We start from the raw sequence: 21180 nt of genomic DNA, 5'->3' as shown, positions 1-21180 counted from the left end.
AGCAGCACGTCCCCGTGCTCCAGCGCCTGCAACGCCACCGACCGCAGCAGCGACGACGCACCCGCCCCCGGCACCCCCACCACCAGCAGATGCGGCTCCGCCGACCGGGGACCCGTCCGCCACACCACCGGAGACGCGTCCACCAGCTCCTCGTACTCCGGCCCCCCGAGCACCGGCACCGTCCGGTCCACCGCCCCCGCGTCCGTGAACCCCAGCACCGTCTCCCCGGGCGCCGTCACGAACCGCTGCGCCCGGATCTCCACCGGCAGCGGCTCCAGCGCCGCCACCTCCAGCTCGTTGCGCTCCTCGTCCCAGCGGAAACCGAACTCCCGCCCCCGGCCCGCCTTCGCCGCCAGCAGCCCCTCCACCCGCGCCCGGCACTCCGGATCCCCGTCCGGGAAGAACGCCGGATAGGTCAGCACCAGCCGCGCGATCCGCCCGTCCTCCCCGAACGCCACCGACCGGAAACACCGCCGCCAGTCTCCGCCCCGCGCGTACAGCGGCTCCGGCGACGGATCACCCACCACCGAGAAATACGGCACCAGCGCCTCGTACAGCAGCCCCAGCCGCCGCCCCGCGGCCGACTCCGCCGACCGCCGCCGCGCCTCCCGCTCCCCGCGCCGGCCCGTCCAGGCCGCCGACACCAGAATCACCCCGACGGCCAGCGCCGGACCGTGCGGCAGCAGCGCCACCAGCAGCCCGGCCCCCACCACGAGCAGCAGCACGGGCCCCCGCCGCTCCCGGGGCAGCCCCCGCCAGCGGCGGGCCGAGGCCGCCACCAGCAGCCTCAGCCCCCGCACCACGACCAGCAGCGGACGCACGGCGTCCGGACGCACCACGCCGACTCCTCCGGCCCGGCGGCGGGCTACAGGGTGATCCCGCCCAGCAGGTTCGCCAGGCTGGCCCCACCGGCCTCGATGCTCGGCGCGGCGGCCGTACCCGCCAGGTAGAACCCGAACAACGAGCACACCACCGCGTGCGACAGCTTCAGCCCGTCCTTCCGGAAGAACAGGAAAACGATGACTCCGAGCAGGACGACGCCCGAGATGGACAGGATCATGAGCACTCCCGAAACGGATGCGGATGCGAACGGGTCCGAACGGCATTCACCGTCAGCACTGTAATGCTCGCGCAGAGTGAGCGAGAGCCGGCGGGCGCATATGGGGGAAACCGCCACCCGACCCTCCCCAACTGCCGCGAAGCGCCCCGCACAAGACGCGATGCGGTTCGGGACCCGCTCCCGATCTCGATAGGCTGGCCTCCGGCCGAAGGCGAGGAGGAACAAGGACGATGGCAGAGAGCGCGCAGCCGTTGTCGGCACGGGCCAGGCTGGCCGTGACGGCGGGCAAGGCGGCCGCGGCCGTATCACGGGCCGCGGGCCGCGGCAGCGGATCGGTGATCGGGGGCCGCGTCGCCCTCAAGCTCGACCCCGATCTCCTCTCCCGCCTCGCCGGCCACCTGGACGTGGTGCTGGTCTCCGCCACCAACGGCAAGACCACCACCACCCGGCTGATCGCCGAGGCCCTGCGCGCCGGCGGCGAGGTCGTCTCCAACGCCCTCGGCGCCAACATGCCCGCCGGCATCACCTCGGCCCTCTCCGACGGCTCCCACGCCCGGTACGGCGTCATCGAGGTCGACGAGAAGTACCTGGCCGGCGTCGCCCGGGACGTCTCCCCGAAGGCCATCGCCCTGCTGAACCTCTCCCGCGACCAGCTTGACCGGGCCGCCGAGACCCGCATGCTCGCCGAGCACTGGCGCGAAGGACTCCAGGGCACCAAGGCGACCGTCATCGCCAACGCGGACGACCCCCTCGTCGTCTGGGCGGCCTCCTCCAGCCCCAACGTCGTCTGGGTCGCCGCCGGGCAGGAGTGGAAGGACGACGCCTGGTCCTGCCCCTCCTGCGGCGGCGTGCTGAACCGCCCCGACGACGTCTCCTGGCGCTGCGCCGAATGCGGCTTCGGCCGCCCCGCACCCACCTGGGTCCTCTCCGGCGAGACCGTCCTCGACCCGCACGGCTCCCCGTGGCAGATCCGCCTCCAGCTCCCCGGCCGGGCCAACCGCGCCAACGCCGCCACCGCCGCCGCCGTGGCCGCCACCTTCGGCATCCCCCCGCAGGTCGCCCTGGAGCGGATGCAGTCCGTCACCGCCGTCGCCGGCCGTTACGACGTCGTCAGCCACCAGGGCCGCGACATCCGCCTGCTGCTCGCCAAGAACCCCGCGGGCTGGCTGGAGACGTTCTCCCTCATCGACCCGCCGCCCACCCCCGTGATCCTCTCCGTCAACGCCCGCAGCGCCGACGGCACCGACACCTCCTGGCTGTGGGACGTCGACTACACGCGGCTCGCCGGACACCCGATCGCCGTCATCGGCGACCGGCGCCTCGACCTCGCCGTCCGCCTCGAAGTCGCCGGCGTCGGCTTCCGCGTCTGCGACACCCTCGACGAAGCCGTCCAGCAGTCGCCGCCCGGCCGCATCGAGGCCATCGCGAACTACACCGCCTTCCAGGACATGCGCCGCGTCGTCGGCAACTGAAGCCCAGCGCCCCCAACCCCAGCAAAGGACGGCACCCCACAATGAGCAGCTCCGGCCTGCGCGTGGTCTGGGTCTACCCGGACCTGCTGAGCACCTACGGCGACCAGGGCAACGTCCTGGTGGTCGAGCGCCGCGCCCGGCAGCGCGGCCTGACCGTCGAGCGCGTCGACGTCCGCTCCGACCAGCCCGTCCCCACCTCCGGCGACATCTACCTCATCGGCGGCGGCGAGGACCGCCCCCAGCGGCTGGCCGCCGAGCGGCTGCGCCGCGACAGCGGCCTCACCCGGGCGGCCGAGAACGGCGCGATCATCTTCTCCGTCTGCGCCGGCTACCAGATCCTCGGCCACGAGTTCATCAACGACCTCGGCCAGCGCGAGCCCGGCCTCGGCCTCCTCGACGTGATCAGCGTCCGCGGCGGGGGAGAGCGCTGCGTCGGCGACGTCCTCGCCGACATCGACGAGACCCTCGGCCTCCCGCAGCTCACCGGCTTCGAGAACCACCAGGGCGTCACCCAGCTCGGCCCCGGCGCCCGCCCCTTCGCCCGGGTGCGCCTCGGCAACGGCAACGGCACCGGCGACGGCACCGAGGGCGCCTGGTCCGGCACCGTCTTCGGCACCTACATGCACGGCCCCGTCCTGGCCCGCAACCCGCAGATCGCCGACCTCCTGCTGCGGCTCACCCTCGACGTCACCGCCCTGCCCGCGGTGGACGACCGCTGGTACGACGCCCTCCGCGCCGAGCGGATCGCCGCCGCGACCCAGCCCGCCTGACACACCCGCGCACCGCTTCCCTATCGTGGGGGGCGGCGGAACCGGCACGAAGCGGGAGCACACCGGATGGGTCACCACGATCACGGCGGCACGGACCTGCCGCCCTTCACCCTGGCGCGCGCCCTGGAGTACAGCCCGGACGCCGTCTTCCTGTCCGGCTCCCTCCTCGTCCTCGCGCTCTACGCCTGGGGCGTGGTCCGGCTCCGCCGCCGCGGCGACGCCTGGGGCGCCGGGCGCACCGTGTCGTTCACCCTCGGCGTCCTGTCCATCGCGGCCGTCACCTGCACCGGGCTGAACGACTACGGCATGGTCCTGTTCAGCGCCCACATGACGCAGCACATGGTCATCAGCATGGTCTCGCCGATCCTGATCCTGCTGGGCGCCCCCGCGACCCTGCTGCTGCGGGCCCTCCCCACGGCGGGCCGGGGCCGGCGCGGCCCGCGCGAGATCGTGGTCGCCGTGCTGCACAGCCGCTACACCCGCGTCATCACCAGCCCGCTGTTCACCATCACGCTGTTCGTCGCCAGCCTCTACGGGCTGTACTTCACACCGCTCTTCGACTTCCTCATGGGCTCCCGCGCCGGACACCTGGCGATGATGCTGCACTTCCTCGCCGTCGGCCTGGTGTTCTTCTGGCCCATCATGGGCGTCGACCCCGGCCCCCACCGCGCCGGATACCTCATGCGGATGCTGGAGCTGTTCGCGACGATGCCGTTCCACGCCTTCTTCGGCATCGCGCTGATGATGGGCTCCGAACCCCTGGTCGACACGTTCGCCGACCCGCCGGCCTCCCTGTCCGTGGACGCCCTCTCCGACCAGTCCGCCGCCGGCGGCATGGCCTGGGCGTTCAGCGAGATCCCGACCGTCGTCGTGCTGATCGCGCTGGTCATCCAGTGGTACGTGTCCGAGCAGCGCACCGCCCGTCGCCTGGACCGCGTCGCGGACCGCGACGGCGACCGCGACCTCGTCGCCTACAACGCCTACCTCGCGTCCCTCCAGTCCCGCCGCGGCTGACCCTTCCGCGACGGAGTGTGCACGCACCGACAACCACCGTGCGCTCAACGGCAACGACACACCCTCCCGCACACGCCACACTCGGAACGGTGCGGATGCGCGGGGAGGGGCGTCCGCCACGCGCCCGCCCGCGGTGGGACGGCGCCGGCTCCCAGGAGAGCCCGCGGCGCCGGGGGGTGGCCCGCCGCGGGCGGCGCGCCAGAGCCAGCCTCCGCCCGCACACCCGGGCGTGACCCCGCCCGCAGCCACGGATCTCGCGCCCGGCTCACGCGCAGCACGAGGCCACGTGACCGCCCCGGGCGGGCCCCGCGCCCGCGGGACACCGGCCGCTCTAGGCGATCAGCGCGATACCGAAGATCACCGCCACCACCACGACGACGACCCCGAGGATGACCAGCGGCACGACCGCCCAGCCTCTCCCCGTGGTCGGAGGAGGCACCTGGGGACCGGCCTCGGACATGCTCCCCTCGGCCGGCGGCGTCTCCCCCGGCGGCACACCCCCACCGGGCTCGAGACCGGCACTGCTCCGCGGATCCGGATCAGGACTCGGATGGTTCATCCGCCGCGAGTACCCCCCGGGCACCCGCCGACACCCACACACCCGCGTGTGCGGACACGACGCCGGCGGCGCACGACGGCCCGCACGAAGGACGTTGTGTTCCACCTGGCCGGTGTCGGCCGCCGGTACCGGGACCGCGAGGTACAGCGCGCGGTGACGTCGGCGAGGTCGTCGCCGTCCGGGGCGACAACGCATCGGGCAGGTCGACACTGCCGCGGATCGCCCGCGGAAGGGAGCGCCCGACCACCGGGACCGTGCTCTTCGCCGACGAACCGCTGGACGAGAACGGGCCAGCCACCGGGGCTCACCACCCGGACCTGACGGCACGGGAGCACCTCATGCTGGTCGCGTTGCCCCACGGCCTCGGCCCCGACGCCGCCCAGGTGGTGGCGGGCGTGCTGCAGGACCACCATCTGGCCGGGCACTCCGGGGTGCTGCCCTCCGCGCTGTCGTCCGGGCAGTTCCAGGCCCTGGCGTTGTCCGCGGCGTTCGTACGGCCCCATGACCTGCTCGTCCTCGACGAACCCGAGCAGCGGCTCGGTAGCCGCGCCCGGCGGCGACGGGCGGAACGGCTGCCTGCCGCGGCCGGGGCGCGGCCGTGCTGCTGGCCACGCACCTCGACGCGCTGACCGCGATCGCGGACCGCGTGTTCACGATCACCGGCGGAACGCTGCCCGCGCGCCCGCGGGGCACCCGGCGGCATGGGGTCGCCGAGCATGCTCCGCGCGCCACGTCGGGCCGCTGCCGCGGAGCACGAAGATCATCCGGACGGTGGCCGGCGCACTGCCGAAACCCTGACCTTCCTGCACGAGGCCCGCCGCGGCTTCCGCGCCCGCAGGCGCCGGAGCACGGCACTGGCGCTCTACGGCATGACCTGGTGGGCGGTGGCTCGGGCGTCCCGCTGCTGGTCATGGCCTCCGAATCCGGGCACGCCCCGGCGGCCCGGCACCTGGGCGGCTCGCGGGTCCTGGCGGGCCTGCCGCTCACCGTGCCGACCTTGTCGGTCGGTACTGGTGCTGCTGCTCATGGCGCGCCACGTGAGACATCTCTGGAGAAGGCTTCCGACGTGCTGCGGACGGGATGACATTGATGGTCTTCAGGAGAGTGTCAGTTAGGTGTCGTCATTTAAGTGTCAGTGGCGCAAGCCCAGTGACCTGCTGGTTGGTAGTGACGGGTGGTGCCAATCGCTACTGACATGACTGACGAAGGGCCATGTCGTTTTCGTGCAGACCGCTATGGCGGGTGCTGGGTTTGCGCTGGTCAGAGGCATCACGTCCCCGGAGTTTCGGAGTGCGGCCAGAGCGCTGCGGCGCGTTCCTCATGGAGGAGATGAGGATCCGCTGTAGTGGCCTGCGAAGAGGCAGAAGAGTGATTCCGGAACGTAGCCGGGGCGGCGGAACCAGTTGCGGACCTGTCCACCGGGTCCCTGATCATCTGCGATCTCACCGAGGGCTTGTTGGGTGTCCTGGTAGATGTGGGCACTGCGCAGCCGCCCGGCCGATCTGCTGATCACGAATTTTGCAGCAGGGCTGGCCTGCCGCGATGGTGGACATGAGGATGTCGTTGACGGTGTTGGTGGTCTGGGTGTCATGCCACACCTCCAGCCGTGTGGCATGACGTCCTTGGTTGATGAGATGGCCGGCGAGGTTGGTCAGCAGGCGGCCGGTCAGCATCCTGTTGCGGCGCACGTCCACTGGCACTTGGGTGCCGAATAAGGCCAGTGCGCTCTCGCGCAGCAGGAGATCGGTGATGGAGCAGGCGCTGGCCCCCCGGGGAGCGACTGACATGCGCTGAGCACGATGATGGGCTACCCCCCTCCAATGACCCTGTACGCCCCGGAGCCGCCTCCAAGATCCTCGACGGCTGGGAAGCCAACCAGGCAGTCCTCGCCCACCTGGCCAAGCACACCATCAGTTCCCGGGCACAGCCCGGCCGCCGACGTGGCTAAGCAACGGCGGCATACGCACGCACCGTCTCTGAGGTGGCTTCAGTCCTCGTCGTCGAGGGTGTCGTCTTCGTCTGCCGACATGCAGTGGACGTTGACGCCAGCTCGGCAGCGGGCGGCGCCGATCGTGTCGTGCAGCCGGGTGAACAGGTCGGGGCGGATGAGCAGATCTGCTCCCGCGACTGCGGGCAGGAGGGGTTCGTAGTTTCCGTCGTGGACGAGGTGACCGTGCCACTGGCGGCAGATCAGTGCCTCACCGGTGGCGTCGCTGAGGCTGAACCCGCAGATGCCATTCGTGGGTTCAAGTCTGAGTGCGGCCACGACGCTGGCGGCGGGCGCAAGTACGTAGAGGGGCAGGCCGAGGCCGCTAAGGGTGCGCGGACGAGGCACATTGATCAGGCCTGTGGCTCCAGCGTCAGTGAGGGCCGTCAGGGCGCCGCCTGTGCTGCTGATGTGCTTGGCCGCTGACTCGGTCGTGAGGCCGAGTCCCAGGCGCCGCCACGGGCTGGTCCACAGTTGCCAGGGAGCCTGGGAGGCCGGCAGCGTGCCCGGCGGCGGGTCGTCGTCGAGGGCCTCCAGACCGACGGCGATCTGCAGTTGGCGTGCAGGCTGATCGGGGTATCGGCGTGCAGGAGTGCGCTGCCGCTCGAACAAGCCGATCTGCACCCAGCCCTCGTGTGGGCCTTCGCTCACGCGAGCAAAGACCATGGCGTTTCCCGGCAGCGACCGCAGGCCCGCGACCGAAGCGAAGCCGGAAGGCGGCCATGGCTTGTCCGTTTGATGGCTGTCGCTGAACCACGGTGCTGGATCGAGCGACCACACCAGCGCCTCGGGACGAGTCAGAGGGCGGGGAATGCGGGCGAGTTCGGCGCGCAGGGCCGCGCGGGGGTCGTCGCGCAGTCGCGCGGCCGCGCCGCGTTCGAAGTTTTCGGCGTTGCCGAGATGTCCCGCTTGGGCAAGCGCGGCACGCAGGCCAGCGGCAGCCAGCTGCAGAGAGTCTTCCGCGGCAGCCTGGTCGGCGAGGTAGGCGTCGGGAAACTGGCTGCGGCGTCCATTGGTCAGAAGCTCCAGCTGTGTACCCATGAGTGCCTCGACGTCGGGGAGGGCAGCGATCATGAGGTCGATGACGGTCTCGCGAAGCCCGGCCGGACTACCGGCAGCGTCGAGGCGGTCGCCCAGGTAGTGGTCGACGAGGTGGGTCGCGAACTCCCGAGGGTTGTTCATGCCCTGTCCTCGTTGGGGGAGAGGGCGGCGGCGATGGCGCGTGCGAGTGTCGGATGGGCTGCCGTTGCCGCGGGGGCGGGCGCCTGGTGGCCGGCGCGGGCCAAAATGGCGGAGGCGTCCGCACGGACGGACAGCACGTCACTGCCGCACAGCGTGCCGAGCTGTTCGCGGAGGGCGGCATCGAGAGGCCCGTCGGGCAGGCGGCCTTGTAGGACGGTCAGGAGCCAGGTCAGAGGGCCCGCGCCGAGGTCGAAGGAGAGGACGTGCGCCAGGGCTGCCTGTGCCTGGCTGGAACGGCTGGCCAGCAGAACTGTCGCTGCGGTCAGTGCTCGGCGCTTGTCACCGCGTTCGGGCAGGGCAATCGTGGCCAACGCAAGTGCGCACAGCGCGGTGTCGATGTCGTGCTGGGTCGCCTGCTCCGGCACCGGGTGGTAGGCACCCTGACCGAGACGGGCACGGCCCGGTAGACGGTGGGCGATGACTTCGTACGCCGCATCCCAGCAGGCGAAAGCGCTGACAGCCGGGGGTGAAGCGAGCGGGGGCTGAACAGCGAACGCCGAGACCAGGGCCAGGCTGACACCGATAGTGCGGCTGTAGGACGCCTCGGCGACGGCGTGGGCCACCTGGTCTGCGAGGTTGCGGGCTGCGGTGGCCGGGTCTGCGGAGTGCGCCTGCTGCCACAGATCCAGCCGGTCATTACCGCCGAATGATCGCCATCCGCCGCCGCCTCGCATCTTGGTGTAGGCGAGCATGCCCGCCGTTGCGGCGAGTGGGCCGTAGACACCAGGGTCGCTGTCCTGGCGCAAGCGGAGCCCCACGGCGAGGTCGGCCAGTAGCTCAAGAGGGTCGGAGGCGTTCATCTCGTCGGCGATCCGGTGCAGGAACTGGGCGGCTGCGTCTGCTCCCTGACCGTCGATGATCTCCAAGAGTCGCCACCCGACCGCATTGGCCAGGGCATCCCTCGACCACCGTGGGCCCGAGGGGGCGTCGTAGGCCTTGCTGCTGCGGTCACGGACCGCGGCAAGCGCGCCGGCAGCACCTTCTGGCAGCGTCGGGCGCTGCTGGGCGTGCAGATAGGCGTCTGTGGTGGGGCGCTTCTCGGGGCCGGACCAGTCACGTGAGGTGTTGTTGGGCACGGGGCGGGGCGCCCAGGGCGAGCCGCCCTCGCCGCCACAGCGCTGTGCTGCTGTGCGCAGCGCAGAAGTGGGCTCGTCCCCGGCAGCCTGCGATGCGGCGATCAGTGTCTGGTCGTCGTAGGTGGAGGTGATCGCATTGGCCAGCACCGGCAGGAGACGCGATGCGCGGGCCGCGTCGTCGCCGGGCAGGTCAGCGAGCCTTGTGAGCAGAGCAATGTCCTGCTGGATGCTGCGACCGTCGGGTCCAGCGGCGATGCGGAGCGCGGCCAGGACGACGGGGTCGGCCGTCTCAGCCTGCATGGCCAGCAGCTGCCGGTGCGCCGCGCCCACTCGGCCATCGGGCAGCCCGGGCTCGGCCAGCAGCACCTGGGCGCCCAATTGCGCGGCACCCCGCGGATCCAGGCGCGCAAGGAAACGCCACCATTCCTGCGGCGTTCCCGCCGTGCCCCGCCCGTCGGTGCAGTCCGCGACGAGATAGACAAGAGGCTGCGTATGCGCCAGACGCACCTGCGCCTTGACGGGATCGGCCTGCAGGAGCTGAGGCAGCGGATCCAGCAGTTCCTCGATGGTGATGTCCTTGTGGCCGCCGTAGGCCCCCATGTAGCGGGCGGCACGCTCCCAGCACCGCTGCGCCTCGTGCGGGTCGTCGCAGGCGAGACTCACGCGGGCCATCTCAAGCTCGAAGTCGGCGTCCTCCGCATACAGCGCACGGCGCTCGGCTTGCGCTCCGCGCAGCGTGCGCATGAGCTCGTGCACGACGTCGGCCCCTGCCTGGCCGACGCTCCCGGCGAGCAGGGACACCAGCTCCGTGGTGATCAGCGGGCCGGTTCCGGCCATGCCCATGAGAGAGGTGGTGGTGCCCTCGCTGACAGCTTGCAGGGAGGCGATGCCCACAGCGACATCATCGCCGCGCAGCAGGGCGACGGCGTCGTGCAGCACCTGCCGCACCTGCCGGTGGATGTCCGCAAGATCGCAGGCCCGGGGGCTGCCCGTGAACGCGTGTGCATGTTGGGCCAGTTGTTCGAGCTCCACACGCACGGTGGCGGACGCGGTTTCGGCTGTGAGGATGCCCGCCTCGACGTCGCGGTGCAGGCCGACGGTGGCAAGGGTGAAGCGCAGCCAGACACGGTAGAAGCCATCGCCGTCCAGGAGGGGGAGCAGTCGGGCGGGCGCCTGCGGATCGGCGGCATGGGCCACGGCCAGCAGTGCCAGCCACCTGTTCACCGGGCCGGACAGGCCGCTGGCACGGTCGGTCAGTACATCCTGTGTTGCTTCCGCGAGAACCGCGGCGATGTCCCCGGAAAAGATCTCCTCGGCAAGATCCGACACTGCCACGCCATGGCGGAGCAGGCGCCGGGGGTCGCACGGCCCGCTGGCCCAGGCCGCGGTGGCCAGCGCGCGGGCAGACGGCAGCGCGCCGCCCGCCGTGCCATGGGCGTCCGCAAGGTGCAGCAAAAGAGCCGCGCGCCGGTCGGGTTGCTCGATGAGCTCCGCGCTCTCGAGCAATGGGTCGGGACCCAGACAGTCCAACAGCACACCCAGCGCACGCTCAGGCGACGTCAGAGCCTCCTGGTCGAGGAACCGGGCCACCCGCTGCGCGAGCGTACGCGGGACCTGGCCGAGCTCGACATCGTCAGCAGCCCGGGCCGGCAACCGGATCCGTCCGCGCAACTCCGCCAGGAACACCGACTCATCGCTCTCGGAACCGTAGTGGACACGCTCATCCTTGCGTGCCTCGTCCCAGGCCGTCAGGTACGCCTCCCACGGGGCGGCACAGCCGCCCCGGTCGACCGCCGCACACAGTTCCAGGCCCCACCGAGCCGACATCGTCGGCACACCCTCATACATCAGGCTTGCCGCCACGCGGGCGCCTCCCACCAGCGCCACCAGCACATCCGCATACGGCACCAGGGAACCCGGCAGGCCTTCGTCCTCGTACGTCGCCCGCGCCCGGCTCAGTTCGACGCAGCGCACCAGTGTGGGCCAGTCGTTGCGGACCGCCGCACGCCGCGCGGCAACGGCCAGAGTGTGGACGATGGCCTGAGGAGGCTGCAGCCCGGCAATCGCGCGGGAGAGGAAATCGGGTCCGATCAGCAGAGCGAGTTCGTCATCGCGCCCCAGTGCGGCCAGCAGTTCGGGCAGGTGCCGGAAGGCGCGGGGATCGGTGAAGAAGCCCCGCTGGGACAACCAGTCGGCGGCCTGGGACTGGACCTGATCGACCCACCTGTCGTCGCCGTCGACCCGGCGGATGAAGCGGCTGAAGCTCTCATGATGGATCTTCAGTTCCGCCGATGCCCGGCTGCTGCGCGACGATTGGTGCCACGCTGTTCAGCGCGGCACCGAGTTGCATTCCGGGCAGCGGGAAAATTTCTTCGAGCTCCGATGCGGTCACAGCGAAGTCGCAGACCGCGAGCATGCTGACAGCAGAACGCTGCCCGGGGGCCAGACCGGCCAGCAGATAGGCGTAGTAGTCGTCGAGGTCGTGCGCCGACGACGGTACCGTCCGCAACCTCTCCAGAGGATCGTCGGCGCCATCCGGCGCCAGCGCCGCTCCCAGGCCCGGGGCGGGACCAACGGCCTGCCGACACAAATACGTGGCGTACAGGGCGTTGCCTCGAGAGCGCTCCTCGATCAGTGCGACCGCGGTCTCCGCCCGCTCAGCGGGATCGAGCCCCTCATCGGCAGGGGAGGACGCCAGGGCCGTCAGCACGCCCAGACGGTCCGCCAGAGCATGCAGTTCGGCGCGGTTGAGCGGGGCAACGGTGAGACGGGAGGCACCGGCGTCGACGGCCTCGAGGTGAGGGCCGGGTTGACTGGCCAGGACGAGCACGACACCGGGTGGCAGTTCCAGGGCGGAGAGGTCCGCGACCAGAGAGGCGGCCGGGTCCACCTGCGGACGAAAGGCGCTGCCGGTGGTGGATCCAAGAACCCGGCTGACATGGTCGATACCGTCCACGATCAGCGCGATCGGCCGGTCCGGTGCCAGGCCGCGCGCGGCAGTGACCGCGGCCGTGAGCGTCTCCGGCGTGGCCGCGTAGCGTGGCCTGACCTGCGCCAGCGCCTCCGGAACGGCCGTCCCCAGCTGCTTCAGCAGGCTGCCGATCACGACCTCGGTCAGCACACGCTGCTCACGGTCGATGTCCGCAGCGCCGAGCCAGCAGTGATGCCTCACCGCCAGCCATGTCTCCCGCAGCGCATCCCCGAGCTGCTCACACAACCACGACTTGCCGATGCCGGGAGCGCCGGTGACCACCACGACACCCCCCTGCTGAGCAGCGTCCTTCACGACCGCGACCACGCCCGTGAGCACCGTAGAACGTCTCACCTCGGTGGCACGGTCCACGGGGTGCCCCTCACGGACCGCTCCGAAGTCGACTTCCAGACTCAGACGAGGAAGCAGGTCCTCGACCATCACGGTCCCCGCCCGGCTGCGCGCCGCTTTGGCCGCCTCGATCAGGGCCAGCGCCACCTCCTCGGGCGTGCGGTGCCGGTTCGGCGGCCGTCCGGCACCGAGTTCTTCGGTGATGCGGTGCAGCAAGGCCGCCTCGGCCGGCCCGGGCTCGCGGATGTTGAGCGAACACGCCGGAAGATCCGTGTCGACGACCAGGGATGCGCAAGCGCGGTTGAGCAGGTCATCACTGACCTGGGCGAGCATCTCCTTCCACGGAGCGTGTGCACGCAGCGCAGCGGCGTCGAAACGGAACCGTTTGCTGCTCAAGCCGTGCAGTGCAGGTCCGGGATCGGTGCTTGCGTGGACCGGGCGCAGCACCCGGGTCAGCTCGGGATCCTCCGGCTCCGTGTCGCGCACCACGAGGCGGTGCGAGGCGCTCGGATCCAAGGTGAAGTCGTTGTCCATGGAGGAGAAGAGCAGATCCAGGCGTAGGCCTCGCTTGTCCTTCGTGAAACTCTCCAGCGACAACGCGTGGTCGTGATCCGTGTGCTTGATCTGCAGCCGCTCGCGGCTGCCAGTGCCCCACTCGCACGTGATGTCATCGAATCGGTCCCCGGTGAACATCTTCGTGTCGACGAGCAGGGAATTCGCACGTCCCACCGCCAGGTCCACCAGTCGCAGCGCGGTGAGCAGGTCCTGGTAGGCGTAGCCAAGGTGTGTCGGGCGCAGCCCCATGCTCATCTCCAACGTGCCTTGCTCACTTGGCACCCCCCCATGGTGCGCGTCGCGGTCACCCTAACCTCCCTGACGTACCGGGACGGAGCGGAAATTCAAGGGACCTGGAAGGCTGGCACCAGAAGCGGCTCTCGCATACGCGACCGACGGCGACGGCCGCACTACCTGGTCGCCGACGGCTTCGCGTACCACACAGGGGCGTCAGGCTTCGACGTTGATACCGTAGTCGGTGGCCAAGCCCGCGAGGCCGGTGTTGTAGCCCTGTCCGACGCCACGGACCTTCCAGCTGTTCGTACGGCGGTAGAGCTCCACTGCGATGGTGACAGTCTCGCCTGAGGAGAACGGCCCTGGAACGAAGGCCAGTTGGGTGCCGGAAGACTGGGTGATGTCTGCATGCCACTGGGTGTGCTGGTCGAAGACGGTGGTGGGCTGGGCCTCGAGGTCGATGCTGACGATGACGGCGATGGAGGTGATGTCGTCAGGGATGAGGTTCAGATCGGCGGTTACGGTGTCTCCTCCGACGCGGACTCCGTCGTGGTGGGGGTGGTTGTAGAAGACGAGGTCGTGGTCGTTGCGTACCTTGCCGTTGCGGCCGAGGAGTACAGCGGAGACATCGACGGGTGCACCAGTGCAGATGATGCGGACCGTCCCCGTCCAGTGGTTGGCTGCCGTGGTGGCGAACCGGGCGAACTGCGGCAGCGTGGGCGGCCGCCCCTTGGCGGCGACAACGCGGTGGTACTGGTGGGCGACCTCCTCCAGCTCGGAACGCCAGCGATGCTCCACGAAGGCACCGAAATGCTGCTCGGCCCAGGCACGCCGGTATCGTGTGATGAGGTCCCGCACCCGCTCGAAGCCCTCCCGGCGGCTGCTGCGGCTCACGCTGGAAGTGATCGTCACCTGCCCGTGTGAGGTCTCGACCGTACTGTCCTGACTCTCGGTGATTTCCTTCTCCGGTCCCAGGGACTGTTCAGCGGCTCGCAGCTCGCGGAAGAAGGCGGCGTCGACCGGGCATCCGGCCGCACGTAGGGCAGCCAGCGGTCTGCTGTAGTAGCGATCGACCTGGTCCAAGGTGGTGCGGGAGTAGGGACCTTCGCACACGAACCAGGCGGTCAGGCCCACGCCGTGCCAGAACTCCACCGCAGGACCGAGAGCTTCTGCCATGGTCTGGTGCGGGCGCGGGTTGCTGACGATGCTGCCGGGGTGCCGCTGGAGCGTCACCGTCTCCCACAGCCGCCCCACCAGTTCGAGAACCTCGGAGGGCAGACGCTGCCGGTACAACCGGGGGGTGAACCCCCGCTCGGTCCGGGACAGAACCATCAGATCTTGATCGACCAGGCCCCACAAGGACGGCATTCCGCGTGACTGGACGGCATGCGCGTGGTCGAACCCCGCCCACCAGTCGTGCAGGGCCGCAGCCCGCTCCTGCACAGGGGACACGGAACTGCCGCCGCCGAGGAAGGCCGCGAGCATCGCCTGGACCTCGCCTTCTGCGATGCCGACCTCGGCCGCCATGTCGGCCGTCTGGGCAGCGGTGCCGACGTACAGACGCGGCTCGGGCAGAGCGGTGAGGATTTCCTCATCCGGATGAGGGGAGGCCTGAAGGTAGTCCAGCACGGCCAGCCAGTCGCCCCCGAAGTACGCGGAGACGACGGACTGGAGTTCTTTCTTGAGTACCCGGCGGGCCAGGGCCGTACCGGCTTCGGCCTTCATAGTGAAACCAGCCATCAGCCCCTGCAGGCGCTGAATGCGGTGACGCGCGACAAGCTGCACGAGATCAGCAGCGGCAAGAGTGTCCAGCAAATCCAGGCGGGCCTGCTTGCTGTCCCGCACGGTCCAGCTCGTGCCAGCCGCCGCCGAAGCGGAAGGCTTCCAGTGCCCCCTCGTCGATGCCCAGTAGCCGGTAACGCTCCTGGATGGCTGTCCAAAACCGCTGCTGCTCCGTGCGCGGGAAGATCTCTCCTGCTGCCCGCAGCCGGACCGGCTGAAGCAGTGTCTCGAACAACGGCACTAGCAACGCCCACAGCAGCACCGTGTCCCAGCCCTCCACTGCGGTGAGACGGGAGGTGCCATCGGCGGCCAGCGTCAGGGCGTGGCCGGGGCGTTCACGCAGCAGATACGGCAGGTTGACTGCCCCCGCCTTCACCGAGAGTTTCTCCGGCAGGTACCACGCGCCGCGTCGCTGCTGCTCCTGGACCCGAAGATGCCGGCGCAGAAGACTTCCTCATCCCGGGAGAGGGCCGTCACCTTGCCGGTGTCCGGCGTGTGACGTCCCCGGCCGGGGACGATGGTGGCAATCGGCCGTCCGGCGAGCCCTGTGGCGAGCAGCCGGGCCGACAGCGCGTCGATGTCGGCAAACCGCTGCTGCTGCCCGGCCGCCTGCTCCAGGGCAAGCGCTGTCTCGGGGCCGCTTTCCAGAGCAGGCTGCCACCAACGTGACGGGTTACTGGCCACCGGTCAGCCTCCGCATGTACTCGACGAACTGCTCAAACGCCACCGGGGTCACAGTGCCCTGCGCATAGACGGCATAGCGCTGGGCCATCAACTGCATCTCCCGCTCGTCCCTCCGGGCCTCCACACGATCCAGTTCATGGACCACACGCTGCTCGACGTGTCCCCGCTCGTACAGCACGAACGCGTCCACCCCAACCGGACCTCCACCGCCCCCCTCCGTGACGCTGTCTGCGCCCGCCAGAACCCCTTCCAGGGACGCGGGATCGATCAGCGGAGCGTCCAGGAGCACAGCGGGATCCATGTCGTTGTCCGAGCACATGGCCTCCAGATGCTCCTCCAGGCCGAGTTCGGCATGACAGACCACATCCAGGTACTGCTGGGCGGCGGCCACAGGGGTGTGGCGCAGGACCCGGACACCGCGGCCAACGAACGGGTAGAACTCGCCGAAGCTGCCATAAGGGCGGATGGGGACGACGACAGTGATCGGCGGAAAGTCGTAGCCCTGACCGAGCATCCGCAGCTGCACGATGCCCTGCAGGTCCCCGGCATCGGACTCAAACCGCTCCACCGGGTCGCCGTCCTCGTCCTCGTCCTCGCCCCGTTGGCCTGGGCGTTGACCGCAGGCTTCGGGGACCGGCCTGAGAGCGGCGCGGGGGAGGTGCTGGTCGCCGCGGCGGGCTTCGCCGGGGCGGCGATGGCGGCACTGTTCGTCCAGGGCCGACTGCTGGTGTGGCTGCGCCCGGGGCCCCGGCCGGAGGTGCTGCGCTGGGCGGCCGAGGAGACCAGGAACGAGGCCGGGGCTTACCGGGCCGAGATGGATTCCCGTCCCTGGGCGTCCTCCCGCGACCGCTGGGCCGCAGAGGACAGGCACGCGGCGTGGCGCGCCTCGCGCCGGTACCGCACCGAGGAACGCTTCCTGCTCAGGCCGCTCGCCCCGCCCGCCGCCGTGGCGGCCGGGGTCCGCATCGCGGAGACCACCGGGCTGGTCGTGGACCAGGTGTGGCCGCGCATCTCGATGGTCGCGCCGGCCGCCGTCACGCGTGCCGAGCAGCGCCGGAGCGGCCTGATCGCCCTGCTGCGCGTCACCGTCGCCGCCGCCCTCTGCGCCGCGCTCGCTCTCCCGGCCGCTGCGGAGCTGCGGTGGGCGGCCTCGTCGCCCGCGGCCGCTGACTTGGCGCTGTTGGCAGCCGGGCCGCTGCTGGCTGGGCTGGCCGCGCTGTCACTGGCCCGCCGGGCGGTGGGGCTCGCCTGCACCCGGCGGGCGCACGCCGTCGAGCTATACCGCTACGACTTGGCCGAGCGCTTGCGGCTGCCTCGGCCGCGGAACAACTACACCTTCGCTGGCCTAGCCGGAGTGCTCAGCGGCGACGAGTACCTCTGGGACCTGCCGTTGGCCTGGTCAGGCGGGGAGCAGTCCGAGGAGCTGGCCGAGGAGGTGACGCGGCGGGTGGTCCGGGAGGTGCGTCGGCTACTCGGCGAAGAGCGGGCGGCGGCTGCCCACACCGCCCCGGCGGCCACGCCCGGCCCGCTCGGGGCCGGGGAGCTGCCGCAGCTCGCGGCGGAGATCGCCAAACGCTCCACGGGCCCGCTCGGCGATCGCCTGGCCGAGCAGATGGCCAGCAGCCTCACCGAGCTGTATGAGCGAACGTTCAATGCCGAGCTGCGGGCGGCGGTCCTGGCGGCCGTCGAGGAGTCCGTGCTCGGCCCGCCGCTGGTGAACTTCACGGGCTATCTGCTGCTCCAACTCGCCGGGCAGGACGGCCAGGACGCCGGGCAGGACGATGCCGGACCGGCCCCCCGCGCAGTCGGCGGCGTGATCGTCGCGCCTCCCAGCAGGCAGGTCGCCTTCGATCTGACCGTGGTGCGTGACGAGCGGGCCCGCAACGCCCCGCCGGTCCTGACCTCTAGCCTCGACCAGGACTTCTACGTCTTCGAGCCGGTGAGCGTCGAAGGCGGTCAGGACCTGCCGACCGCCGACTTCGACGCCCTCGCGGACAGCGCCACGCTCACCCCGCTCCCGCCGGAGCGGCGGGCCCTGCGGACCGGGCGCCAGTCCCGGACCACCTTCCGCTTCCGGCTCCCGGCGGAGGAGGGCAGGCACGAGGTGTGGTTCCAGCTCTACCAGGGCGGTCGGCTGATCCAGGTCGTCGCCCTCACCGTCGTCGCCACCACCGGCGAGGTGACCGGGGCGGGCGGCGCGGCGGGGGCCGCCCCGTGACCGGGAGCCTCCCGGCCGACGTCACCGTGCGGGTGCAGCGCACGGCGGGCGGCATCCGGGTCGAGTTCCGCGCGAGGAACGGCACCCCGGCGTTCCGGACGACGCTGGCGAGCCCCGGCGCGCTGGAGCAGGCGCGCAGCGAGCTGGACGCCGGGCTGTTCCGGCTGAAAGACGCCGTCCCGCCGCTGGCGGCCGAAGCCCCGGAACTGCACGAGGTGTTCGACGTGCTGCACCGCCTCGGCCGGCGGCTCTTCTTCCTTACGTTCGGGCTGCGGCCGGACGTCATCCAGGGCCTGGTCGACTTCTGGAAGCGCGCACTGCCCTTCGGGCGCAACCCCGCGCTGCCGCCGCTGGTCGAATGCCTCGGCGACAAGGAGACCTTCCTGCCGTTGGAGTACCTGCCGCTGCACCGGCTCGACCCCGGTCCGCCCATCACCGGACCGGGCGACTTCCTGCGCGCCTGCCAGGCCTTGGTCGGCTTCTCCTGCCTGGTCCGCCGCACCATGCTGCCTGCCCCGCTCCCCAACGGCCTCGAACTGCACACCGGCCCGGACGGCCTGCTGCCCTTGCGCTATCTGCACCACGAGCAACTGGCGGGCGCGAAGGAGGAGCTGGCGTGGTTCGCCTCGGCCGCAGCGGACCGGGTGCGGGTTGAGGGCCCCTACCCGGACGGTGGGGACGGCCGCCCCGGCCTGCCGGAGCAGCTGTACGACCCGCGCCTGCAGTTGGACGGCGGGCGGCGGGAACTGCCTGACCAGATCCAGCACTTCGCCTGCCACTGCTACGCTGGCCTGAACGAGCCGCTGGACAACGAGATCGAGCTGCGCGGCAGCGGGCAGGACGTGCGGCTGTCCCTGGGCACCCTCGCGGAAGACCTGGTCGGTCTCGGCGCCAGCCTGGGGCGGCGGAGCTTCGCGCTGCCGCTGGTGGTGATGAACGCCTGCGGATCGGCGCGGATGCACGCGGCGAGCGTCCTGTCGTTCCCCTACGTCTTCCTCATGAACGGCAACCGAGGCTTCGTCGGGAGCGAGACCGAGGTGCCGGACGACGTAGCCGCCGCGTTCTCCAAGGCGCTGTACGAGCGGTTCCTGCTGCGCCAGCTGCCACTCGGCCGCTCGCTTCTCGAGGCCCGTCGGCACCTCCTCCAGACCTATAGCAACCCTCTGGGCATCGTGTATTCGTCGTACGCGGACCCGCAGCTGCGGGTCCCCCCGCTCACTGATCTCACCGAACTCACCGATAAGGACGCCCATGCCGCAGCAGTTCCCTGACCGATCCGATGCCGACCGTGACGCCATGGTGCGCGTGCTGGCGCTGGAGGACAGCGACGACCGGTCACTCTTCCGTCGGCCCCAGGACTGGCGGATCGGCAGGACGGACATCCCGGTCGAGGTCTTCCGGCAGCGGGTCACCGACTTCCTCACGTCGATGCGCTCAGTCATCGCCGGACTGCCCAGCGCCTGTGAGGGGTACGAGCTCGACCAGGTCACAGTCAGCGCAGAGGTCAGCGCGAAGGGGCATATCTCGTTGCTCGGGTCGGGTGGGGAGCTGGCTGGCACCTCCAGCCTGACCTTCACCTTCACCCGCCGCGTGCCGTCCGCCCCGCAGCCGGAGGCCGCCGGGGAGAATCCCGGCTAAGGGCTTTGCAGAGAATCAACGTGTTCCTCTCCGTGCGGGGGCTCGTTGATGTGGTACGTGCGTCTCTGAGCTTGTTCTTTAACCTTTCAACCGTGGTAGGGCGATAAGCGTCTTTTCGCGGCGGACGGTTTTACCCACGCCGTAGCGGGGTGCTCGGCGTCTGTTCCTCGTGCCGGGTGGCCGTCCGGGGCCGGGCCGGTGTGGTTTCGGCGCTCTGGTGGGGCAGGGCATGTGCTGGCGGAGGTTCCGAAACGTCCGGCGGACCCGGGCGGGTGTGAGCCGGCTCAGTGCGGCCGGTTTCTCCCACGGGTGCCGCAGGTCGCGGGTCAGTGGTCGGGCGAGCCGGAGTTGGGTGCAGGCGGCGACGATCAGCCAGGTCCACCGGTCGGCCGCTTCCGGCTCCCGCAGCCGGGGGCGGGTCCAGCCGAGGGTCTGCTTGAACAGCCTGAAGGTGTGCTCCAGGTCGAACCTTCGCAGGAATGCCTGCCAGGCCCGGTCGACGTCCGCGCCGCTGGCGTCGGTCTTCGAGGACCACAGCCACACCGCCGGCGCCTCACGGTCCTTCGACAGGTGCTCGACCTCCAGCCGGATCAACGTACCCTCGATCAGTGGGAGTTCGCCTTCGTGATCCAGGCAGGCGGCCCGGTGGGTCAGCCGTGGGTGGACCCGGTCCCATGCCTGGGTGACGGCCTTGCCGTAGTTCGCGGTGGCCGTGCGGGTGGTGACCACCGGTTCGGGCCAGGTCTCCGGCTTGGCGAAGCGGAACTCCGGGCCGTGCTTCGGTGGCCGGCCGCCCTTCGGGTCGTAGACGCGGGGCGGTTTCGGCAGGCGCATCACGCGGTCGCCACGGATGCGCCCGACGAGCTCGACGGGCAGGTCTTGCAGGACCCAGGCCAGGCGGGTGACGTCGTATCCGGCGCCCGTGACGATGACGATGTCCGGCTCGCCCGGCTGCCACTGGCCCGCCGCGATGAGCCGTTCGACGACATCGCGGAGCTGGGCGGCGGTGACCGCGGTGGCGTCGTCGGCCGGGCCAAGACGGACCGCGTCCAGGATCTGTGTCCACGAGGTGGCGCCCATCTCCAGCACCGCGACGAACGAGTACGGCCAGCCGGGGATGAACTGCGAGGCTGTCTTCGCCCGGCCGTAGACGTGGCAGAACAGTCGTTCCGGCGAGCAAGGCGCGTCCGACCGCAGCCATGGCGAGACGTCGACGGCCAGGACCAGGCGCCCGTCCGGGAACCGGGGCAGCGGCAGGCCGGCCAGCAGAGAGCGCAGCTGCTCGGTGTCGATCCGGCCCTGGTTGAGGCCGTCATACATCGCGCCGTGCCCGCGCCGGTGCTCGGGCAACAGCGTGAGCTCGACCGCCGAGTGCACCGCACCTGGAGCACACAGCACCGCGTCCACGAGCTCGAACAGCTCATCGCCCCGCACGGGCACACGCTCCCGCCGGTCATACCGGGATAGAAGCGACCTTAATCCCGGAAGGAGCGCCCGAGGCGGTGCGCGCCGTCCCCGACGACGTCGACTTCGATGCCCCCGCCGACGCGGTGCGCCCCCGGCCCGG

General features: G+C 70.8%; 19 protein-coding genes and 1 pseudogene. 7 read left to right on the top strand and 13 right to left on the bottom strand.

What is annotated here, in order from left to right; genetic code table 11:
* Together ACSNOC_RS21540 and ACSNOC_RS21535 are read right to left on the bottom strand one after the other, a co-directional pair.
* Positions 1-839 (bottom strand): annotated as a pseudogene (locus tag ACSNOC_RS21540) (hypothetical protein); the annotation flags it as partial.
* A gap of 26 nt (positions 840-865) precedes the next feature.
* Positions 866-1060 (bottom strand): hypothetical protein, encoded by a 195-nt coding sequence (locus tag ACSNOC_RS21535; protein WP_059006897.1) that lies wholly within the window; start codon positions 1058-1060, stop codon positions 866-868.
* A gap of 230 nt (positions 1061-1290) precedes the next feature.
* Here ACSNOC_RS21535 and ACSNOC_RS21530 point away from each other — a divergent pair, with 230 nt between their 5' ends.
* From ACSNOC_RS21530 to ACSNOC_RS21520, 3 genes are all read left to right on the top strand, one after another.
* Positions 1291-2532: a MurT ligase domain-containing protein gene (locus ACSNOC_RS21530; protein ID WP_436749170.1), complete on the top strand. Its 1242-nt coding sequence runs from the start codon at positions 1291-1293 to the stop codon at positions 2530-2532.
* A 41-nt stretch (positions 2533-2573) separates the two neighbouring features.
* Positions 2574-3302, top strand: a complete 729-nt coding sequence (locus ACSNOC_RS21525) for a type 1 glutamine amidotransferase (protein ID WP_436749169.1) — start codon at positions 2574-2576, stop codon at positions 3300-3302.
* 66 nt (positions 3303-3368) lie between these two features.
* Positions 3369-4316, top strand: coding sequence for a cytochrome c oxidase assembly protein (locus ACSNOC_RS21520; RefSeq protein WP_436749168.1), 948 nt, complete (start codon positions 3369-3371; stop codon positions 4314-4316).
* Positions 4317-4647: 331 nt separating this feature from the next.
* On the opposite strand, the gene ACSNOC_RS21515 is transcribed toward ACSNOC_RS21520, so the two are convergent.
* Complete coding sequence (locus ACSNOC_RS21515; RefSeq protein WP_436749167.1) at positions 4648-4875, bottom strand: DUF6480 family protein; 228 nt, start codon at positions 4873-4875, stop codon at positions 4648-4650.
* Positions 4876-5084: 209 nt separating this feature from the next.
* Between ACSNOC_RS21515 and ACSNOC_RS21510 the strand changes: the two genes are divergently transcribed.
* The gene (locus tag ACSNOC_RS21510; RefSeq protein ID WP_436749171.1) at positions 5085-5504 is read left to right on the top strand and encodes a hypothetical protein; all 420 of its coding nucleotides are present in this window, start codon (positions 5085-5087) and stop codon (positions 5502-5504) included.
* A gap of 233 nt (positions 5505-5737) precedes the next feature.
* Here ACSNOC_RS21510 and ACSNOC_RS21505 read toward each other — a convergent pair whose 3' ends face one another.
* The 9 genes from ACSNOC_RS21505 to ACSNOC_RS21465 form a co-directional block, all read right to left on the bottom strand.
* Positions 5738-5902 carry a hypothetical protein gene (locus ACSNOC_RS21505; protein WP_436749166.1) on the bottom strand — a complete coding sequence of 55 codons (165 nt, stop codon included), beginning with the start codon at positions 5900-5902 and terminating at the stop codon, positions 5738-5740.
* Positions 5903-6317: 415 nt separating this feature from the next.
* Positions 6318-6662 carry a hypothetical protein gene (locus tag ACSNOC_RS21500; RefSeq protein WP_436749165.1) on the bottom strand — a complete coding sequence of 115 codons (345 nt, stop codon included), beginning with the start codon at positions 6660-6662 and terminating at the stop codon, positions 6318-6320.
* A gap of 200 nt (positions 6663-6862) precedes the next feature.
* Positions 6863-8044 carry a hypothetical protein gene (locus ACSNOC_RS21495; RefSeq protein WP_436749164.1) on the bottom strand — a complete coding sequence of 394 codons (1182 nt, stop codon included), beginning with the start codon at positions 8042-8044 and terminating at the stop codon, positions 6863-6865.
* On the bottom strand, positions 8041-11367 hold the full coding sequence (locus ACSNOC_RS21490) for a hypothetical protein (protein ID WP_436749163.1): 3327 nt from the start codon (positions 11365-11367) through the stop codon (positions 8041-8043). The genes ACSNOC_RS21495 and ACSNOC_RS21490 overlap by 4 nt, the downstream gene beginning before the upstream one ends.
* Positions 11368-11446: 79 nt before the next feature.
* Positions 11447-13312, bottom strand: coding sequence for an AAA family ATPase (locus ACSNOC_RS21485; protein ID WP_436749162.1), 1866 nt, complete (start codon positions 13310-13312; stop codon positions 11447-11449).
* A gap of 195 nt (positions 13313-13507) precedes the next feature.
* On the bottom strand, positions 13508-15136 hold the full coding sequence (locus tag ACSNOC_RS21480; protein ID WP_436749161.1) for a TerD family protein: 1629 nt from the start codon (positions 15134-15136) through the stop codon (positions 13508-13510).
* The gene (locus ACSNOC_RS21475; RefSeq protein ID WP_436749160.1) at positions 15081-15449 is read right to left on the bottom strand and encodes a hypothetical protein; all 369 of its coding nucleotides are present in this window, start codon (positions 15447-15449) and stop codon (positions 15081-15083) included. The genes ACSNOC_RS21480 and ACSNOC_RS21475 overlap by 56 nt, the downstream gene beginning before the upstream one ends.
* A complete protein-coding gene (locus tag ACSNOC_RS21470; protein ID WP_436749159.1) occupies positions 15446-15757 on the bottom strand; it encodes a hypothetical protein in 312 nt (103 codons plus the stop codon). Before ACSNOC_RS21470 ends, ACSNOC_RS21475 begins: the two co-directional genes overlap by 4 nt.
* Entirely contained in the window at positions 15747-16325 is a 579-nt protein-coding gene (locus ACSNOC_RS21465) for a hypothetical protein (protein ID WP_436749158.1), read from the bottom strand. The genes ACSNOC_RS21470 and ACSNOC_RS21465 overlap by 11 nt, the downstream gene beginning before the upstream one ends.
* Positions 16326-16358: 33 nt before the next feature.
* Between ACSNOC_RS21465 and ACSNOC_RS21460 the strand changes: the two genes are divergently transcribed.
* Genes ACSNOC_RS21460 through ACSNOC_RS21450 form a run of 3 tightly spaced genes read left to right on the top strand, consistent with a single transcriptional unit; the run spans position 16359 to position 19613 of the window.
* The gene (locus tag ACSNOC_RS21460; RefSeq protein WP_436749157.1) at positions 16359-17975 is read left to right on the top strand and encodes a hypothetical protein; all 1617 of its coding nucleotides are present in this window, start codon (positions 16359-16361) and stop codon (positions 17973-17975) included.
* Positions 17972-19246, top strand: coding sequence for a CHAT domain-containing protein (locus ACSNOC_RS21455; RefSeq protein ID WP_436749156.1), 1275 nt, complete (start codon positions 17972-17974; stop codon positions 19244-19246). The genes ACSNOC_RS21460 and ACSNOC_RS21455 overlap by 4 nt, the downstream gene beginning before the upstream one ends.
* Positions 19227-19613, top strand: coding sequence for a Pepco domain-containing protein (locus tag ACSNOC_RS21450; protein WP_436749155.1), 387 nt, complete (start codon positions 19227-19229; stop codon positions 19611-19613). Before ACSNOC_RS21455 ends, ACSNOC_RS21450 begins: the two co-directional genes overlap by 20 nt.
* A gap of 78 nt (positions 19614-19691) precedes the next feature.
* Here the strand turns inward: ACSNOC_RS21450 and ACSNOC_RS21445 are convergent, their stop codons facing one another.
* Positions 19692-21053 (bottom strand): NF041680 family putative transposase, encoded by a 1362-nt coding sequence (locus ACSNOC_RS21445; RefSeq protein WP_436749154.1) that lies wholly within the window; start codon positions 21051-21053, stop codon positions 19692-19694.
* Positions 21054-21180: the final 127 nt, after the last annotated feature.

Origin of the sequence: Streptomyces sp. URMC 129 (assembly GCF_051386415.1) — a bacterium.
In the GTDB taxonomy this organism is placed as follows: Bacteria; Actinomycetota; Actinomycetes; order Streptomycetales; family Streptomycetaceae; genus Streptomyces.
This window is presented reverse-complemented; position numbering and strand designations above follow the sequence as displayed.

Bases quoted from the DNA above. Each gene is read 5' to 3' on its own strand.
- ACSNOC_RS21535 (WP_059006897.1), bottom strand. From the start codon at position 1,060: ATGATCCTGTCCATCTCGGGCGTCGTCCTGCTCGGAGTCATCGTTTTC.
- ACSNOC_RS21530 (WP_436749170.1), top strand. From the start codon at position 1,291: ATGGCAGAGAGCGCGCAGCCGTTGTCGGCACGGGCCAGGCTGGCCGTG.
- ACSNOC_RS21525 (WP_436749169.1), top strand. From the start codon at position 2,574: ATGAGCAGCTCCGGCCTGCGCGTGGTCTGGGTCTACCCGGACCTGCTG.
- ACSNOC_RS21520 (WP_436749168.1), top strand. From the start codon at position 3,369: ATGGGTCACCACGATCACGGCGGCACGGACCTGCCGCCCTTCACCCTG.
- ACSNOC_RS21515 (WP_436749167.1), bottom strand. From the start codon at position 4,875: ATGAACCATCCGAGTCCTGATCCGGATCCGCGGAGCAGTGCCGGTCTC.
- ACSNOC_RS21505 (WP_436749166.1), bottom strand. From the start codon at position 5,902: ATGAGCAGCAGCACCAGTACCGACCGACAAGGTCGGCACGGTGAGCGG.
- ACSNOC_RS21500 (WP_436749165.1), bottom strand. From the start codon at position 6,662: ATGTCAGTCGCTCCCCGGGGGGCCAGCGCCTGCTCCATCACCGATCTC.
- ACSNOC_RS21495 (WP_436749164.1), bottom strand. From the start codon at position 8,044: ATGAACAACCCTCGGGAGTTCGCGACCCACCTCGTCGACCACTACCTG.
- ACSNOC_RS21485 (WP_436749162.1), bottom strand. From the start codon at position 13,312: ATGAGCATGGGGCTGCGCCCGACACACCTTGGCTACGCCTACCAGGAC.
- ACSNOC_RS21450 (WP_436749155.1), top strand. From the start codon at position 19,227: ATGCCGCAGCAGTTCCCTGACCGATCCGATGCCGACCGTGACGCCATG.